The sequence below is a fragment of the Neisseria sp. P0006.S009 genome, assembly GCF_051962915.1.
GTDB lineage: Bacteria > Pseudomonadota > Gammaproteobacteria > Burkholderiales > Neisseriaceae > Neisseria > Neisseria subflava_E.
The window spans coordinates 260,920-277,952 of the sequence record NZ_JBQCUV010000004.1; the positions used below are offsets into that span (position 1 = coordinate 260,920).

The 17,033-nt window shown below is 50.9% G+C and carries 18 protein-coding genes; 8 read left to right on the forward strand and 10 right to left on the reverse strand.

Translation table 11 applies throughout. The features are described from left to right. The first annotated feature begins 116 nt into the window (after positions 1-116). Entirely contained in the window at positions 117-1,136 is a 1,020-nt protein-coding gene (gene waaF, locus ACTHTK_RS09005) for a lipopolysaccharide heptosyltransferase II (protein ID WP_107723114.1), read from the forward strand. A 143-nt stretch (positions 1,137-1,279) separates the two neighbouring features. Here the strand turns inward: waaF and ACTHTK_RS09010 are convergent, their stop codons facing one another. The 3 genes from ACTHTK_RS09010 to ACTHTK_RS09020 form a co-directional block, all read right to left on the reverse strand. Further along, on the reverse strand, positions 1,280-2,254 hold the full coding sequence (locus ACTHTK_RS09010) for a class 1 fructose-bisphosphatase (protein WP_107723115.1): 975 nt from the start codon (positions 2,252-2,254) through the stop codon (positions 1,280-1,282). A 67-nt stretch (positions 2,255-2,321) separates the two neighbouring features. Then, on the reverse strand, positions 2,322-2,675 hold the full coding sequence (locus ACTHTK_RS09015) for a hypothetical protein (protein ID WP_070583373.1): 354 nt from the start codon (positions 2,673-2,675) through the stop codon (positions 2,322-2,324). Positions 2,676-2,805: 130 nt separating this feature from the next. Next, on the reverse strand, positions 2,806-3,651 hold the full coding sequence (locus tag ACTHTK_RS09020) for a 23S rRNA (adenine(2030)-N(6))-methyltransferase RlmJ (RefSeq protein ID WP_107723116.1): 846 nt from the start codon (positions 3,649-3,651) through the stop codon (positions 2,806-2,808). A 125-nt stretch (positions 3,652-3,776) separates the two neighbouring features. On the opposite strand from ACTHTK_RS09020, the gene ACTHTK_RS09025 reads away from it, so the two are divergent. Both ACTHTK_RS09025 and ACTHTK_RS09030 read left to right on the forward strand, forming a co-directional pair. Further along, the gene (locus ACTHTK_RS09025; RefSeq protein WP_107723117.1) at positions 3,777-4,391 is read left to right on the forward strand and encodes a riboflavin synthase subunit alpha; all 615 of its coding nucleotides are present in this window, start codon (positions 3,777-3,779) and stop codon (positions 4,389-4,391) included. Between the two features lie 19 nt (positions 4,392-4,410). After that, a complete protein-coding gene (locus ACTHTK_RS09030) occupies positions 4,411-5,277 on the forward strand; it encodes an ATP-binding protein (protein ID WP_107723118.1) in 867 nt (288 codons plus the stop codon). A 65-nt stretch (positions 5,278-5,342) separates the two neighbouring features. On the opposite strand, the gene ACTHTK_RS09035 is transcribed toward ACTHTK_RS09030, so the two are convergent. Further along, positions 5,343-5,771, reverse strand: coding sequence for a Spy/CpxP family protein refolding chaperone (locus tag ACTHTK_RS09035; RefSeq protein ID WP_107723119.1), 429 nt, complete (start codon positions 5,769-5,771; stop codon positions 5,343-5,345). Positions 5,772-6,048: 277 nt separating this feature from the next. Here ACTHTK_RS09035 and rpe point away from each other — a divergent pair, with 277 nt between their 5' ends. Continuing rightward, a complete protein-coding gene (gene rpe, locus ACTHTK_RS09040) occupies positions 6,049-6,729 on the forward strand; it encodes a ribulose-phosphate 3-epimerase (protein ID WP_036490579.1) in 681 nt (226 codons plus the stop codon). A gap of 104 nt (positions 6,730-6,833) precedes the next feature. On the opposite strand, the gene ACTHTK_RS09045 is transcribed toward rpe, so the two are convergent. After that, positions 6,834-8,216: a phosphomannomutase/phosphoglucomutase gene (locus ACTHTK_RS09045; RefSeq protein ID WP_440378183.1), complete on the reverse strand. Its 1,383-nt coding sequence runs from the start codon at positions 8,214-8,216 to the stop codon at positions 6,834-6,836. Positions 8,217-8,337: 121 nt separating this feature from the next. Then, positions 8,338-9,177 carry a KPN_02809 family neutral zinc metallopeptidase gene (gene ypfJ, locus ACTHTK_RS09050; RefSeq protein ID WP_440378184.1) on the reverse strand — a complete coding sequence of 280 codons (840 nt, stop codon included), beginning with the start codon at positions 9,175-9,177 and terminating at the stop codon, positions 8,338-8,340. A gap of 186 nt (positions 9,178-9,363) precedes the next feature. Between ypfJ and ACTHTK_RS09055 the strand changes: the two genes are divergently transcribed. Further along, positions 9,364-9,861, forward strand: a complete 498-nt coding sequence (locus ACTHTK_RS09055; protein ID WP_440378185.1) for a YbhB/YbcL family Raf kinase inhibitor-like protein — start codon at positions 9,364-9,366, stop codon at positions 9,859-9,861. A 78-nt stretch (positions 9,862-9,939) separates the two neighbouring features. Here ACTHTK_RS09055 and ACTHTK_RS09060 read toward each other — a convergent pair whose 3' ends face one another. The 3 genes from ACTHTK_RS09060 to ACTHTK_RS09070 form a co-directional block, all read right to left on the reverse strand. Beyond that, positions 9,940-10,449 carry a peptidylprolyl isomerase gene (locus tag ACTHTK_RS09060; RefSeq protein WP_003747093.1) on the reverse strand — a complete coding sequence of 170 codons (510 nt, stop codon included), beginning with the start codon at positions 10,447-10,449 and terminating at the stop codon, positions 9,940-9,942. A gap of 116 nt (positions 10,450-10,565) precedes the next feature. Further along, complete coding sequence (locus ACTHTK_RS09065) at positions 10,566-11,984, reverse strand: SLC13 family permease (RefSeq protein ID WP_003747091.1); 1,419 nt, start codon at positions 11,982-11,984, stop codon at positions 10,566-10,568. A gap of 193 nt (positions 11,985-12,177) precedes the next feature. Next, positions 12,178-13,350: a sugar transporter gene (locus ACTHTK_RS09070; protein ID WP_107723124.1), complete on the reverse strand. Its 1,173-nt coding sequence runs from the start codon at positions 13,348-13,350 to the stop codon at positions 12,178-12,180. A 144-nt stretch (positions 13,351-13,494) separates the two neighbouring features. Here ACTHTK_RS09070 and ACTHTK_RS09075 point away from each other — a divergent pair, with 144 nt between their 5' ends. Continuing rightward, the gene (locus tag ACTHTK_RS09075; protein ID WP_049344680.1) at positions 13,495-13,704 is read left to right on the forward strand and encodes a heavy-metal-associated domain-containing protein; all 210 of its coding nucleotides are present in this window, start codon (positions 13,495-13,497) and stop codon (positions 13,702-13,704) included. Positions 13,705-13,950: 246 nt separating this feature from the next. On the opposite strand, the gene cueR is transcribed toward ACTHTK_RS09075, so the two are convergent. Next, complete coding sequence (gene cueR / locus ACTHTK_RS09080) at positions 13,951-14,343, reverse strand: Cu(I)-responsive transcriptional regulator (protein WP_107723125.1); 393 nt, start codon at positions 14,341-14,343, stop codon at positions 13,951-13,953. A 147-nt stretch (positions 14,344-14,490) separates the two neighbouring features. Here cueR and ACTHTK_RS09085 point away from each other — a divergent pair, with 147 nt between their 5' ends. Both ACTHTK_RS09085 and ACTHTK_RS09090 read left to right on the forward strand, forming a co-directional pair. Further along, positions 14,491-14,700: a heavy-metal-associated domain-containing protein gene (locus tag ACTHTK_RS09085; RefSeq protein WP_003674677.1), complete on the forward strand. Its 210-nt coding sequence runs from the start codon at positions 14,491-14,493 to the stop codon at positions 14,698-14,700. A gap of 99 nt (positions 14,701-14,799) precedes the next feature. Then, positions 14,800-16,962, forward strand: coding sequence for a heavy metal translocating P-type ATPase (locus tag ACTHTK_RS09090; RefSeq protein WP_440378186.1), 2,163 nt, complete (start codon positions 14,800-14,802; stop codon positions 16,960-16,962). Positions 16,963-17,033 lie beyond the last annotated feature (71 nt).

Consider the following 17,033-nt stretch of genomic DNA (forward strand, 5'->3'; position numbering starts at 1 on the left):
TGCGCTGAAATGACATGTATCAACTAGTACGTTTTGAACTGAGAGATTAAACCGAGTTTCAGACGGCCTTTTAAAAATCGTATTACAATAAGCCAAAATTAAAAACACATTTCATTATGTCCAAAAAAATCCTGATTATTACCCCAAGCTGGATTGGCGACTGCGTCATGACCCAACCGCTTTATCGCCGTTTGCATGAGCTGCATCCCGGCTGCACTATTGATGCTTTTGCGCCCAAATGGTCGATGGCCGTATTTGAGCGTATGCCTGAAATTAGCCGTGTGATGGAAAACCCGTTTGGACATGGTGCGTTGGAATTGAAAAAACGCTGGCATATCGGTCGCGAATTGGGAAAAGAAGGCTATGATCAAGTGATTGTTTTGCCCGGTTCGCTCAAATCCGCCATTATTGCCTTGGCTACGGGCATCAAGCAACGTACGGGCTACGTCGGCGAGTCGCGCTATTTTTTACTGAACGATATCCGCAAGTTGGATAAGGTCGCGTTGCCCCTGATGGTCGACCGCTATACTGCGCTGGCGCATCCGACCCAAGCGGATTTTAACGGGCATTCCGATAATCCGTGTTTTAAGATTGATCCCGAAAGCCGTCAAGCCGCTTTGGCAAAACATGGTTTGGCGACGGATAAGCCGATTTTGGCATTTTGTCCCGGTGCGGAGTATGGCCCGGCCAAGCGTTGGCCTGCGCGTCATTTTGCCGAACTCGGTCGCCGATATTTGGCAGAGGGTTGGCAGGTTTGGCTGTTTGGTTCGCAAAAAGATTTTGATATTGCAGATGAAATCAACCGACTTTCAGACGGCCTTTGCACCAATCTTTGTGGCAAAACCAATCTTTCTGAAGCCATTGATTTGTTGTCTTGCGCCGATACGGTTGTGTGCAACGACAGCGGTCTGATGCACCTTGCGGCCGCGCTTGATCGGAAATTGGTTGCGGTTTACGGCTCATCCAGCCCTGACCATACGCCGCCTCTCAGCCAAAAGGCAAAAATCGTCAGCTTGAATTTGGATTGTTCACCTTGTTTCAAACGTGAATGTCCGTTGGGGCATACGGATTGTTTGAACAAGCTGACGCCGGATATGGTGCAAAAAGCAGCGGAAGCGCTGGCTCGTTCGGCGTAATCTAATAAAGGTTAGATGGAAAACAGTAAAGGACAGATTTGAGTCTGTCTTTTTAATCTTTCGTTTCTTTTATTTTTTAACAAAAGGCCGTCTGAAAATCATATTTCAGACGGCCTTTTTTGGTTTGAAATCAATACATCTGATTATTTTTGATGCAGATTATAAACGTATTCTACTTCTTCGCGGCTGCCCATGAATACGGCAACACGTTGGTGCAGGCCGGTAGGTTGGATGTCGAGCATGGCTTCGATGGCGTTGTTTGATGCGCCGCCGGCTTGTTCCATAATCAGGCTCATCGGGTTGGCTTCGTACATCAGGCGCAGTTTGCCCGGTTTGGATGGGTCGCGTTTGTCTTGCGGATACATGAATACGCCGCCGCGCATCAGGATGCGGTGGATTTCGGCAACCATGCTGGCTACCCAGCGCATATTGTAGTTTTTGCCGCGTACGCCGGTTTCGCCTGCCAGTAGTTCGTCAATGTATTGTTGAACAGGAGCGAACCAATGTCTTTGATTGGACATATTGATGGCGAATTCTTTAGTGGATTCTGGAACACGCGGATTTTCTTTGGTCAGCAGGAATTGGTTGGCATCGTCCAGAGTGAAGACGAACACGCCGTGACCGACAGTCAGTACCAGTTGGGTTTGCGGACCGTATAAAACATAACCTGCGGCCACTTGGTCGCGGCCTTTTTGCAGGAAAGACTCGGTAGTCAATGCACCTTCAGGTTTCGCCAAGATGGAGAAGATGGTGCCGACGGAGATGTTGACGTCGATATTGGAAGAGCCGTCCAGCGGATCAAACAATACCAAATAGCCGCCGTTTTCGTGCGTGGCGACATAGGTGTCTTCTTCTTCGCTGGCAAGACCGGCGATGTTGGCATTGGCTTTTAAAACATCAATCATGATATTGTTGGCGATGACATCGAGTTTCTTTTGGTCTTCGCCTTGGATGTTGCCGGTACCTGCCATACCCAAAACGCCGGAAAGCGCGCCGAGGCGGACTTTGGCGTTGATATCCAAACAGGCGGCGGCTACGGATTCCAATACGCTGGCCAGCTCTTGCGGCAGTTTGTGTTCGGGCAGGTGGTGGGCTAAGAATTGGTTCAATGTCTTCATGGTTTCACTCTTTTCCTAAGTTTGAATCGAATATTTTTCAATTTCAGGCCGTCTGAAAACGGCGTGTTCATTTGGTTTTGCTGTCAGCCATGCCTAAAACTTCTTTAGTACAGGCGATGCTGGTGTCTTTGATGCGTTTTTTCAGCTCGTCGCTCATGGAGTCGCTGCCGCCCAAAAGCGATGTCGCTTCTTCAGGATTGATTTGGTCGACTGTTTTTTCGCCGATGCAGCGGCAGATTTTTTCAGTGGTCGCGGAATCAAACGGGCTTTTTCCGGAAGCTTTTTCTACGCAGGCTTCGGTTGCCGAGCGGACAAATTCGGTGCGGAAACTTTGGGTAAATTCTTCTTTAAATTCGTTTTTTACAGATTCGCTGCACGCGCAAAGTAGGAGCGTGCAGGCTAGGGGTGTGCGTATATTCATGAGTGGACGGTCGTTAATTGTTATGTTGTGAATTGTAGTGGAAAAAGGCTTAAGTATAAAGGGTTAAGGCCGTCTGAGCAGGTCTGGCAGAAAAATTGAAGCTCTTGGATATGCATTTAGACGGCAGCGTTTATTTCGTTTTGCTTTCCAATATATAATGCGCGTCGGCATCTTGCGCCAAAATTTTGGAAAGTTCGGGCAGATTGTTTTGCAGCTGTTCGGCAAGCATATAGGGCGGGTTGATGACAAACATGCCGCTGCCGTGCATACCGAAGCCGTCACTGCGCGGCGTATGGACATGGAGCTCGGCGTGCAGATAATTGTCGGGAGCGATTTTTTTGAGTTCGTCCGGCAGTTTACGGCTTTCTTCACGGCTCAAGCAGGGATACCAAATCATGTAGCAGCCGGTTTCAAAGCGTTTTAAAGCATCTTTCAAGACTTGGACGACGCGGCGGTAGTCTTGTTTTTCTTCGTAGGGCGGATCAATCAAGACGGTGGCGCGGCGGGGTGGAGGAGGCAAGAGTGAAATCAGGCCTTGATAACCGTCCGCTTGGCTGACTTGCACTTTGCGCGTCGGACGGACTTCGCGCATATTGTTTTGCAAATGGACAAAATCGGCAGGGTGCAGTTCAAAGAGGCGCATTTTGTCGCTGTCGCGCGTGAGTGCCTGTGCTAGCCAAGGCGAGCCGCAGTAAAGGTTGTCTTGCGGCAGTATTTGTTTCAGACGGCCCACAAATTCGGCCAATTCGGCAGGCAGCTTGTCAGCTTGTTCCAAGAGCGCAATGCCTTGTTTGTATTCGCCGACTTTTTGCGCTTCATCGCCGCTCAAATCATACAAACCGGCACCGCTGTGCGTATCGATATACCAATAGGGCTTGTCTTTACGGTTGAAATATTCGAGGACGAGGAAGAGGGTGAAGTGCTTGAGCATATCGGCATGGTTGCCGGCATGGAAGGCGTGGCGGTAGCTGAGCATGATCGGGCTGCGGAAATAAAAATCCGATTATACCCCAAACCATCGCCATCACCGCTTTCAGACGGCCTTTGTGCCTGGAAAATGCTACAATATCCGCCTTATCGTACCATCGGAAAGAAGACATCATGTTTACAGGTATCGTACAAGGCATAGGCAAAATTACAGACATCGCCCAACCTTCGCCCGACTTTCGTACCCACACTGTCGAGCTGCCCCCCGAAATCGCCGATAATCTGCAAACCGGCGCATCTGTCGCCAACAACGGCTGCTGCCTGACCATTACCCGAATCGACGGCAACAAAGTTAGCTTTGATTTGATGGACGAGACCTTACGTAAAACCAATCTCGGCAGCTTGAAAGTCGGCGACAGTGTCAATTTGGAACGCGCGGCGCGGTTTGGCGACGAAATCGGCGGCCATGTGATGAGCGGCCATGTGATGGTGGTTACCCGAATTTCCCGTATCGAATCCAGCGAGTTCAACCGTACAGTTTGGTTTGAGCTGCCGGAAAACCTCAAACCCTACATCCTGACCAAAGGCTTTGTCGGTTTGGACGGTTGCAGCCTGACCATAGGCGAAGTCAGCGACAGCGAATTTTGCGTACACCTGATTCCGGAGACTTTGGAACGTACCCTGTTTGGCAGCCGCAAAGAAGGCGATCTCATCAATATTGAAATCGATCCGCAAACCCAAGCCGTTGTCGATACCGTGATGCGTGTATTGGCACAAAAGGCCGTCTGAAAAAAAAAAGAAAGCCGAAATGAAATTATCCAATTTTTTGAAAAAAGCGAATTCCGTTTTAAACCGTCTGGATTTAATCCTGCCTGACGAAGCCGGTAAAACCGACTGGCGCGCTTTGGCCTACCGTTGGCACAGTGTGGGCAAAAAAGGCATTTTGGAAAGCCTGCCGCGTCCGCATACGTTTCCTTTGAGCAGATTGGCGGCAGTCGGTTCGCAAACCGACAGGCTGAAACGCAATACCGAGCAATTTTTGGCAGGCCGTCCGGCAAATAATGTCTTGATGACCGGCGCACGCGGTACGGGAAAATCTTCCTTGGTTAAAGCGCTGTTGCACGAATATGCAGATCGCGGCCTGCGACTGATTGAGGTGGATAAAAGCGATTTAATCAGTTTGCCGGCTTTGTTGACGCTGTTGTCCGAGCGTCCCGAGAAATTTATCGTTTTCTGCGATGATTTGTCGTTTGAAACCGGCGATGAAACCTATAAAGCCTTGAAAACTGCTTTAGACGGCGGACTGTCGCAACGTTGCACCAATGTTTTGGTTTATGCCACTTCCAACCGCCGTCATTTAATTCCCGAATACATGGATGAAAACGGCGGTACTACGGGCACTCGCGGCGAAATCCATCAGAAGGAAGCTGTCGAGGAGAAAATCTCCCTTTCCGACCGCTTCGGCTTATGGCTGAGTTTTTATCCTTTCGATCAAAACGATTATTTGACCGCTGTAGCCAACTGGTTGGACGATTTCAATGTGCCTTTTGACGATACGGCGCGCCAAGCTGCATTGCAATGGGCGCAAATGCGCGGCAGCCGTTCAGGCCGCTCGGCATGGCAGTTTGCCTGCGACTGGGCAGGGCGGTTGCTGGAAGAAAGAGTGCTGGATTAAGGCAGAAAAAGCAAAGGCCGTCTGAATATGGTTTCAGACGGCCTTTTTGTATTTTTATTTATCCATCAGCGCAAGCATGAAGACAACCATTGCTGGCGTTGGCGCGGATTTAGCAGATGATAGAAGCGGTATTGGATTTCCATTTCATCCACCGCATAGTCCATGCTGGAGAGGTAGCGGTTTTCAACATAATCGCGGGCGGCGTTTGAGTCGAATGAGTCGCCGGAGAGGATTTTGATGATGGTTTGACGGCGGTTGCGGTCGGAGCGTACGGTTTTGCGGTAGGCTTTATCGTTGATTTGTTTGAAGTCGGTACGCAGGTGGCGCAGGGCGGCGTGTTGGTCGGCGGATAAATTAAGCTGTCGGATGTCGCAATTCGGGTGGAAGTCGTCCAAAGTGGCCAGAAACGGGCCGGCGTGTGCAGGCAGACTGGAACAGAGTAGGGCGAGTGCTAAGAAAATAAAAGTCGGATAGCGGGAAAGTGCAACAGACACGGTGTTTTCCTAATGTTTCATCAGGTTTGGAAATATAACCGATAAGCGTGTGAAAGGCAGTATCAATGCAGTTAACTTTTGTTAATGATGTTAGATTTTTTTGCATATGTATGTAATCTAATAATTTATTTTCAAAGCCTTACTATGTGATTATAAGTTTCATTAATGTATATGAAATGTAAATTCATAAAAATGACGGCAGAGATGTTGTCGGCAGCATACAACATAGGGTTAAAAATGCGATAATGACAAAGGAACACACTTTAGGAGGATAAACATGACCGACTACCGTATCGCACCCAGTATTTTGTCTGCCGATTTTGCCCGTTTGGGCGAAGAGGTTGCCGAAGTGATTCGCGCCGGTGCGGATTTGATTCATTTTGACGTGATGGACAATCATTATGTGCCGAATCTGACTTTCGGCCCTATGGTTTGCGCGGCTTTGAAACCGTATGCAACCGTGCCGGTCGATGTGCATTTGATGGTTGAGCCGGTGGACGATTTGATTCATGCGTTTGCCAAAGCCGGTGCCAATATCATTACCTTTCATCCGGAAGCCAGCCGCCACATCGACCGCAGCTTGGGTTTGATTAAAGAATACGGCTGTCAGGCAGGTTTGGTATTGAATCCTGCTACGCCGGTCAATATTCTGGAAAACGTTTTGGACAAACTGGATATGGTGTTGCTGATGTCGGTCAACCCTGGCTTTGGCGGACAAAGCTTTATCCCGAATACGCTGGTGAAAATCCGCAAAGTGCGCGAGATGTTGGACGAGTATGAACGGCAAAGCGGCCGCCATATCGCCTTGGAAGTCGATGGCGGCGTGAAGACAGACAATATTGCTGAAATTGCGGCGGCAGGTGCGGATACGTTTGTGGCCGGTTCGGCGATTTTTGGCAAACCGGATTACAAAGCCGTTATCGATGAAATGCGTCAACAGTTGGCGCAAGTCGGATAACTAAGCCGGGATATTCTTGGTTTCCAAACTTTAAATAATCAATGTTTAATATTAAAGGCCGTCTGAAATGATTTTCAGACGGCCTTTTGTTTTAGCCTAAACCCTTACAGCGGCCATTTCAATGCTGGATTGTTTTCAATGACTGCTTTGAATTGGTTTTGAATACGCTCAATCGCTTCTTGCGTATCCGCTTCAAAACGCAATACCAAAATCGGCGTGGTATTGGAAGCACGCATCAGTCCGAAGCCGTCAGGGAATTCAACGCGCAAGCCGTCGATGGTGATGATTTCGGTCGCCCCTTCAAACTTGGCATTGGCAGCCAGCTCTTCAATCACTTTGTGGCCGTTGCTGCCTTCAGGCAGGTCAATGTTGAGTTCCGGAGTGGAAATACTTTGCGGCAGCTTGTTCAACACTTCGGACGGATTGTCGAAGGCAGACAGGATTTCCAAGAGGCGTGCGCCGGCATACATACCATCGTCAAAGCCGAACCAGCGTTCTTTAAAGAAAACGTGGCCGCTCATTTCGCCTGCAACCAGTGCGCCGGTTTTTTTCATGGTAGATTTGATGAAGCTGTGGCCGGTTTTTTCCATTACAGGTTCGCCGCCGTGTTCTTTAATCCAAGGCGCGAGCAGACGGGTGGATTTGACGTCGAAAATCACTTTGGCTTTAGGATTGCGGTTCAACACGTCTTGCGCGAAAAGCATCAGTTGGCGGTCTGGATAGATGATGTTGCCGTCTTTGGTGACCACGCCCAAGCGGTCGGCATCGCCGTCAAATGCCAAGCCGATTTCAGCATTGCCGTTTTTGAGCTCGACGATGAGGTCTTGCAGGTTTTTCGGTTTGGAAGGATCAGGGTGGTGATTAGGGAAGTTGCCGTCTACTTCGCAGAAAAGTTCGGTTACTTCGTTGCCCAAACCTTTGTAGAGTTTGCCCGCGAATGCGCCGCCGACACCGTTGCCCGCGTCGATGGCGATTTTCATCGGGCGTTTGAGCTTGATGTGGCCGACGATGTTGTTGTGGTATTCGCCGGAGATGTCTTTTTCAGTTACGCTGCCTTGTTTGTCGGCGGCAACAAAACCGTCTTTTTCAACAATGGCTAAAAGTTCTTGAATGGCTTCGCCTGCGAGCGTGTCGCCGCCGAGCATCATTTTGAAACCGTTGTAATCGGGCGGATTGTGGCTGCCGGTAATCATCACGCCGCTGCCGCCGCATTCGTTGATGGCTGCGAAGTAGAGCATAGGGGTGGCAACCATGCCGACGTTGAGGACGTCAATGCCGCTGTCTGTAAAACCGCGTTGAATTTGTGCCATCAGGCCGGGACCGCTCAAACGGCCGTCGCGACCGAGTGCGATGCGGGTAATGCCTTTTTCGGAGGCTTTGGTAGCAATAGCTTTACCGATTAAGTAGGCAGCTTCGTCGGTCAGGGTTTTACCGACGATGCCCCGGATGTCGTAGGCTTTGAAAATGTCGCGGGCGATATTTGCCATGTGGGTTTCCTTTGAATTTAAGGGGAAATAATAGGCGTTATTCTAACACGGCTAAAAGGCCGTCTGAAGAATTCAGACGGCCTTTTATCGTTACATCAAAGAACAGTGTTGTTTGGACGAATCAATTGTTGAAAGTGTTGCACTGGTTGATGTCGCCGCTTTCCAAACCGCGCTTGAGCCAAGTTATGCGTTCTTCGGACGAGCCATGGGTAAAGCTGTCGGGAACGACATAGCCCTGAGCCTGTTTCTGCAAGCGGTCATCACCGACGGATTCGGCAGCAAGCATGGCTTTTTGAATGTCTTCGGCTTTGAAGATGTTGTTGTTGACGGCGTAGTGTCCCCAAATACCGGCGAAACAGTCGGCCTGCAATTCGAGTTTGACGGAAAGGGCATTGGCCTCTTTCTTGCCGACTTGCTGTTGCATTTTGTGGACTTTAGGCAGAATGCCGAGCAGGTTTTGAACGTGATGGCCGACTTCATGGGCAATAACGTAGGCAAACGCAGCATCGCTGGCAGATTTGAGTTTGGTGCGCATGTCTTCGTAGAAACTCAAATCCAAATAAACTTTTTGGTCGCCCGGGCAGTAAAACGGACCCATGGCAGATTGGCCCGTACCGCAGGCGGTGGATGTACCGCCTTCATACAACACCATGGTTGCCGGTGTATAGCGTTGGCCGTGTTGTTGGAAATATTTGCTCCATGCTTTTTCCGTATCGGCAAGGACGACGCGGGACAGTTCGTTCAACTCGGCTTCTTGTTGGCTGTCGAGTCGGGAAGCTTGCTGGGTAGGAATGCCCATCGAAGATGAGCCGCCAACCAAACCGCTCAAATCCACGCCGTAATATGCGCCGACCAAAACCACGATAATGCCGAGTATGCCCGGCGTTTTGCCGCCACCGCCGCCACGGCTTCCGCGGCGGTCTTCGACGTTTTGGCTTTGTTCACGACCTTTCCAATCCATAATGCGCATCCTGTGTAGTTTTCATGCGGCGGATTATACTATGGAATGTCAAATGTGTTTGATCGAATTGTGAATATTGCTGGAGGCCGTCTGAAAATGCGACATCGGGAAAGTGAAAACGGCAGTATCTTTCAGACGGCCTTGGGGTTTGTTAGAATGAGCCAACCTATTATTGGGAGATATAAGATGAAAGTCAGCAGTAAAGCTATTGTCAACGGTGAATTTGAAGACAAATACGGCAAGCGCGGCAGCCAGTTCAGTCCGAACGGTATGCCTACTTATTCGATTCCTTTTGAAATTGAAGATGCACCTGAAGGAACAAAATCGTTTGCCGTGGTGCTGGAAGACAAAGATGCCATTTCAGCATCGGGTTTCGTATGGACGCATTGGTTGATTTCGGATTTGAAACGTACTTCCGTGGCAGAAAATGAAAGTATTTCTGCAACAGATTTCACACAGGGTGCGAACACTTGGGCGAGTGCGTTGGGTAAATTTGAAATCGAAGAGGCTTCTTTTTACGGCGGTATGGCGCCACCGAACAACCGCCATCGTTATGAATTGATTGTGTACGCGCTGGACACTGTTTTGGATTTGCTGCGCGGTTTCCGCTTTAATGAGCTGCATTTTGCCATGCAGGGCCATGTGTTGGATTCGGCATGTGTGGTCGGTACTTATGATGTGTGACGGTATCGTCATTAATGATTGAAAAACAGCCTGTCCGTTTTGAATTCGGACAGGCTGTTTTTATGGGAAATCAATCAATTAAACCACTTCGGCTTTGGTGATGATGACGGGTTCGGTCGGTACATCGTCGTGGTAGCCGTGGCGTTTGGTAGAAACGCCTTCGATGGCATCGACAACGTCAAAACCGTCAACGACTTTACCGAATACGGCATAGCCCCAGTCTTGGACGACGGTTTTGCCGTACAGTTCTTTAGAGCGGAAGTTCAGGAAGGCGTTATCGGCAGTGTTGATGAAGAATTGCGCGCTGGCAGAGTGAGGATCGGAAGTACGCGCCATGGCGATGGTGTATTTTTCGTTGGGCAAACCGTTGGACGCTTCGTTTTGAATCGGATCGCGGGTTTCTTTTTCGTTCATGTTTTCATCCATGCCGCCGCCTTGAATCATGAAGCCTTTGATGACGCGGTGGAAGATTACGCCGTCGTAGAAGCCGTCTTTAACGTATTGCTCGAAGTTTTTAGCAGTAACGGGGGCTTTGTCGAAATCGAGTTCGATTTTGATGTCGCCTTTGTTGGTGTGCAGGATAATCATGGGTTTCCTTTCGTTAGAATCCGGTTTTAATCATTTTGTTAAATTGTGTCTGAACGACAAACTTCAAGGCCGTCTGAAAAATATTCTTTCAGACGGCCTCGACTATGTTTACGGGTTTACGGCATCAGGACGAAATAAGCCCACAGCGCAACCAATACGATACAGAGGACGTTCAGCAGCAAGCCGACGTTCATCATTTCGCGTTGTTTGATTAAGCCCGTACCGAACACAATCGCGTTAGGCGGCGTGGCAACCGGCAACATGAAGGCACAAGACGCGCCGATGCCGATGACGAATACCAAGACTTGTTCGGGCAGACCCATTTGCGTGGCGATGCTGGCGAAAATGGGTACGAGCAGCGCGGCGGAGGCAGTGTTACTGGTGAACTCGGTCAGGAAGATGATGAAGGCGGCAACCACGAAAATCACCAGCAATGCAGGAGAATGGGAGAAGGTGGAGGCAACCTGTTGACCCAATGCTTCGGACGCACCGGAAGATTGCAACAGTGCGCTCAAGCTGATACCGCCGCCGAAGAGCATCAATACACCCCAGTCGGTATTGCGGGCAACTTCTTTCCATTGAGCCACGCCGAATACGACGACGGCAACGGCAGCAATCAGGGCGATGACGGTGTCGGGGTTGGAAATACCGAATGCAGCTTTGATTTTGGAGCTGAATACCCAAGCAACGGCGGCAGCCAAGAAGATCAACAATGCGATCACGCGGTGCAGCGTCCAAGGGATAGACTCCTCTTTAACTTCCACGCGTTCGTTCAAATTAGGTTTGAGGATGACATACATGGAGAACAGCATCAGCGGCAGAATCAACAGCATCATCGGCAGGCCGAGCTTCATCCAGCCGACGAAGTCCAAGTTTAGCGCTTTGGCGGCAATCATGTTTGGCGGTGAACCGACCACGGTACCCAAGCCGCCGATACTGGCGCAGTAGGCGATGCCGAGCAGGACGAAAACGTAGGTTTTGCGTTCTTTTTCTTGATCGAGGTGGCTCATCATACCCATTGCCAAAGGCAGCATCATGGCGGCTGTTGCAGTATTGCTGATCCACATGGACAGGAAGGCGGTAACGGCAAACAGCATCAACACGGCCACTTTCATATTGCCGCGCGACAGGCGCAACAGGCTGACGGCGATTTTACGGTCGAGGCGCTGCATGTGCAGGGCGGTTGCAAGCGCGAAGCCGCCGAAGAAGATGTAAATCGTCGGATCGGCAAAGCCCGCCATCGCCTTTTTGATGTCCATGTCGGGGAAGCCGAGTACGACGGCGAGAATCGGCACCATCAATGCGGTTACCGTGATGTGGACGGCTTCGGTAAACCAAAGCGCGGCAACGAAAATCAACAGCGCGATGCCTTTGTTGGCGTCGGGGCTGTAGGGCAGGACGCTGTAAATGCCGAAACAGACGACGGCGGAAATGATGGTGGTCAGCAGGCCTTTAAAGTCGGTAATCGGCTTTTGTGCACTGAGCAGCTCGACGTTTTCCGGATGCTGGGTTTTGTCCTTTGCGTGCAGATCCATAGAATGTTCCTCTGAAGTTTGCTGGTTTTTCTTTTACGCTTGTGCCGACCGTTTTCAGACGGCCTGACAGCGACAGTATATTTGTAATTTAATGTAGTGTAAATAAATTGTAAATTATTTTTTAAAATAAAATAAAAAACGGACAAGCAGCAGGAGGGCTGTTTGTCCGTTCGATTAGGAAAGTGATTGGATTTTAAACGTTTTGTGTCGGGTTGTCTTGTGCTTTAACCAGTAGGCTGCACACGGCCAAAGCGGCTGCAGCCAAGAGTGCGCCTGCAATGCCGATATTGGAAAGGCCGAACCAAGTGGTCACGTAATGCCCCAAAAGCGCACCGCCGCCGATACCGACATTGTACAAACCTGAATAAATCGAGTTGGCCACATCTGTCGCATCGGAAGCAAACGACAATACTTTTGAGACCATGCCCAAGCTGACGATGACGATGGCCACGCCCCAAATAAACACCAGCGCATATACCGCATACGGGAAAGAGGCAAGCGGCAGAAGCAGCAGGGCGGAAAGCAGGATGACTGCCACTGCGCCGAGCATAAACAAACGTTGCGCTTTGGCAAACCATTTGCCGAACAGATAAGATGCAGCAAATCCTGCCAAACCGTACAGGCTCAAGACTATTGTTACTTGTTCGGCTTTAAAGTGGCCGATTTGCAAAACGAAAGGCTCGATATAGCTGTATGCCGTGAAATGGGCTGTAATAATCAACACCGTCATGACATAGAGCAGCATCAGGTTACGGCGTTTGAACAAACTCGGCAGGCTGCTTAAAGAGCCGGTATTTTGGCTGGGTAAAGCAGGCAGGTTTTTAGCCAACACCAGCATTACGCCGGCAGCGCAGACCCCGATCAGCAGGAAGCTGAGCTGCCAGCCGAAGTATTGCCCGACCACGCGCCCCAGCGGAATACCCAAAACCATCGCCAAAACCGAACCCGTACTGAGCAAGCCCAGAGCCTGATTGGTTTTGCCGGCGGGGGCAAGCCGTACCGCCAAAGAAGCCGTAATCGACCAAAAGATCGCGTGTGTCAGCGCAATCCCGACACGGCTGACCAAGAGGATGGTGAAGTTCCAAGAAAAGAACGACAGCGCGTGAAACAGCGCGAACAGTGCAAACAGCATCAGCAATAATTTGCGCCGTTCGATGTTTTTCGTCATCAGCATCAGCGGTAGCGATAGGAGCGCAACAATCCACGCATACACCGTGATCATCATGCCCACTTCCGTTGCCGGTTTGCCAAAGCTTTGACCGATGTCGCTCAAAAGCGCAATCGGAATGAATTCGGTGGTATTGAAAATAAACGCTCCCACCGCCAGCGCGCATACACTAACCCATTGTTTCAATGTTGAAGTCATTATTATGTCCGTTTGATGAAGTAAGGGACGTTATTATACGCCTATCTGCATTTTTCAGACGGCCCTAATGAAGAATTTGCAAGCTGTTTGTGTAAGGAGTAAAGTATTTGGCAACCATATTTGTTTGAATGAAAGGAAATACAAATGCAAACTGTTACCCTCAATATCGACGGCATGACCTGCGGCGGTTGCGTGAAAAGCGTAACCCGTCTTTTGGAAGGCGTAGAAGGCGTGGAAAAAGCAGAAGTCAGCCTGGAAAACAAAAATGCAGTGATTACTTTCGATGAAAGCAAAACAGATGCCGACGCGCTGATTGATGCCGTAGAAGACGGCGGCTACGACGTGGCTTTGTAACCGATAAGCGTATTTTGAAAAGGCCGTCTGAAACGCTTCAGACGGCCTCTGTCTCTTGATAACTTACTTTTTGCCATTATTTGGATTACACCGCCACACGGGTAAACAAAAGTTTTCGCGCATATCTGAAGCAAAGCGGCGGCAAGTGGCTGCCGTATTACGACGAGGCCTGTACCAAACCGTTAGCGGCCGACTAAGGCTACCTGAAACTTTTCAGGTAGCCTGTTTCTATTCTGCCCAAGCCGCCTAACGCTCCTCCAGCCCGGCCAAAATCGCACAATCCGGGCAGTCGTCTCCCGTGCAGGCATCGTGCCAACATTGCAGCTCGGCCACCATGCCCTGCAAGCGTTCAATTTTGGCTTCCAGCTCGGCGATGTGCCGCGCGGTGAGCGTTTTCACTTCGCGGCTGGTGCGCTGCGGGTTGTGTTGCAGGCTCAAAAGCTGCCCGATCTGCGGCAGCGAAAAGCCCACTTCCCGCGCATGGCGGATAAAGCGCAGCCGGACAAGGTCGGCCTGTCCGTAGCAGCGGTAGCCTGCTTCGCTGCGCGCGGCCGGGGCGATTAGGCCGTGCTTTTCGTAGTCGCGGATTTGTTTGGCGGAAAGGCCGCTCTCGGCCGCGGCCTGGCTGATGTTCATCATGATGCTTGACCTTTACTTCGGGTAAAGCTTTATAGTGGCGGCACTTAGCGGGAAAGCAAGAGCAGACCCATCATTTCAGGTTACCTGAAAGCTTTGGCTGCAACGGGCTTTAAAACCTCAGCCTCATTCCAACAGAAAGGAAACCCTATGCAAACCATCACATTAAACATCGAAGGCATGACCTGCGGCGGCTGCGTGAAAAGCGTTACCAGCATCCTCGAAGGCGTAAACGGCGTGGACAAGGCCGAAGTGAGCCTGGAAAACAAGAATGCCGTCGTGGAATTCGACCCCGCCCAAACCAACCCCGCCGCGCTGATAGAAGCGGTGGAAGACGGCGGCTTTGATGCGGCTTTGTAAATCGAATCGCAACAAATCGACCGCAACACCTCAAAGGCTACCTGAAAACCCTGCTCCGCTTTTTTCAGGTAGCCCAACCACATTCAGAAGGAAGAAACCATGCAACAAAAAGTCCGTTTTCAAATCGAAGGCATGACCTGTCAGGCCTGCGCTTCGCGTATTGAAAAAGTGTTGAACAAAAAAGATTTTGTCGAATCGGCGGGGGTGAACTTCGCCAGCGAGGAGGCGCAGGTTACGTTTGACGACAGCAAAACTTCCGCTGCCGACATTGCCAAAATCATTGAGAAAACCGGTTACGGCGCGAAGGAAAAAACGGAAGACGCGCTGCCGCAGCCCGAAGAAGCAGCGCATGTAAGCTGGCGGTTGTGGCTTTTGCTGGCCATTAATATTCCGTTCCTTATCGGCATGGCAGGGATGATGATTGGGCGGCACGATTGGATGATTCCGCCTGTATGGCAATTTGTACTGGCAAGCATAGTGCAACTTTGGCTGGCCATCCCGTTTTACAAAAGCGCGTGGGCGAGCATTAAGGGCGGACTGGCGAATATGGACGTGTTGGTTACCATCGGTACGGTGTCGATTTACCTGTATTCCGTCTATATGCTGTTTTTCAGCCCGCACGCGGCGCACGGCATGGCACACGTGTATTTTGAAGTAGGCGTGATGGTGATCGGTTTTGTGTCGCTGGGCAAATTTTTGGAACACCGCACCAAAAAATCCAGCCTGAACAGCTTGGGCTTGCTGCTCAAACTCACGCCGACCCAAGTCAACGTGCAACGCGATGGCGAATGGAAACAACTGCCCATCGACCAAGTGCAAATCGGCGACCTTATCCGCGCCAACCACGGCGAACGCATTGCCGCCGACGGCATCATCGAGAGCGGCAGCGGTTGGGCGGATGAGAGCCATCTTACCGGCGAATCCAACCCCGAAGAGAAAAAAGCGGGCGGCAAAGTGTTGGCGGGTGCGTTGATGACCGAAGGCAGCGTGGTGTACCGCGCCACACAACTCGGCAGCCAAACATTGCTCGGCGACATGATGAATGCGCTCTCTGAAGCACAAGGTAGTAAAGCACCGATTGCGCGTGTGGCGGATAAAGCGGCGGCGGTATTCGTGCCTGCCGTCGTGGGCATCGCGCTTCTGACTTTTATCGCCACTTGGCTGGTGAAAGGCGATTGGACGGTTGCGCTGATGCACGCCGTTGCCGTTTTGGTGATTGCCTGCCCGTGCGCGCTCGGTCTGGCAACCCCTGCCGCGATTATGGTCGGCATGGGCAAAGCGGTGAAACACGGCATTTGGTTCAAAGACGCGGCGGCAATGGAAGAAGCCGCCCACGTCGATGCCGTCGTATTGGACAAAACCGGCACGCTGACCGAAGGCAGACCGCAGGTTGCCGCCGTTTATTGCGTTCCCGACAGCGGCTTTGACGAAGACGCTTTGTACCGCATCGCCGCCGCCGTCGAACAAAACGCCGCCCACCCGCTCGCCCGCGCCATCGTCTCCGCCGCCCAAGCGCGCGGTTTGGACATTCCTGCCGCACAAAACGCCCAAACCGTTGTCGGCGCAGGCATTACCGCCGAAGTGGAAGGCGTGGGTTTGGTGAAAGCAGGCAAAGCCGAATTTGCCGAACTGACCTTGCCGAAGTTTTCAGACGGCGTTTGGGACATTGCAAGCATTGTTGCAGTCTCGGTCGATAACAAACCTATCGGCGCATTCGCACTTGCCGACGCATTGAAAGCCGATACCGCCGAAGCCATAGGCCGTCTGAAAAAACACAATATCGATGTCTATATTATGAGCGGCGACAACCAAGGTACGGTCGAATACGTCGCCAAACAACTGGGTATCGCACACGCCTTCGGTAATATGAGTCCGCGCGATAAAGCTGCCGAAGTGCAGAAACTCAAAGCCGCCGGCAAAACCGTGGCGATGGTCGGCGACGGCATCAACGACGCGCCCGCGCTCGCCGCTGCCAACGTCAGCTTTGCCATGAAAGGCGGTGCGGACGTTGCCGAACACACCGCATCCGCCACGCTGATGCAGCATTCGGTCAACCAGCTCGCCGATGCCCTGCTGGTGTCGCAGGCAACGTTGAAAAACATCAAGCAAAACTTGTTCTTCGCCTTCTTCTACAATATTTTGGGTATTCCGCTTGCCGCACTCGGCTTTCTAAACCCTGTTATCGCAGGCGCGGCAATGGCGGCAAGCTCGGTTTCCGTGTTGAGCAACGCCTTGCGCCTGAAACGGGTGAAGATTGAGTGATAATATAAAGGCCGTCTGAAGATTATTTTTTCAGACGGCCTGTCATTTAAGTATTTTTGAAGGAATAATCA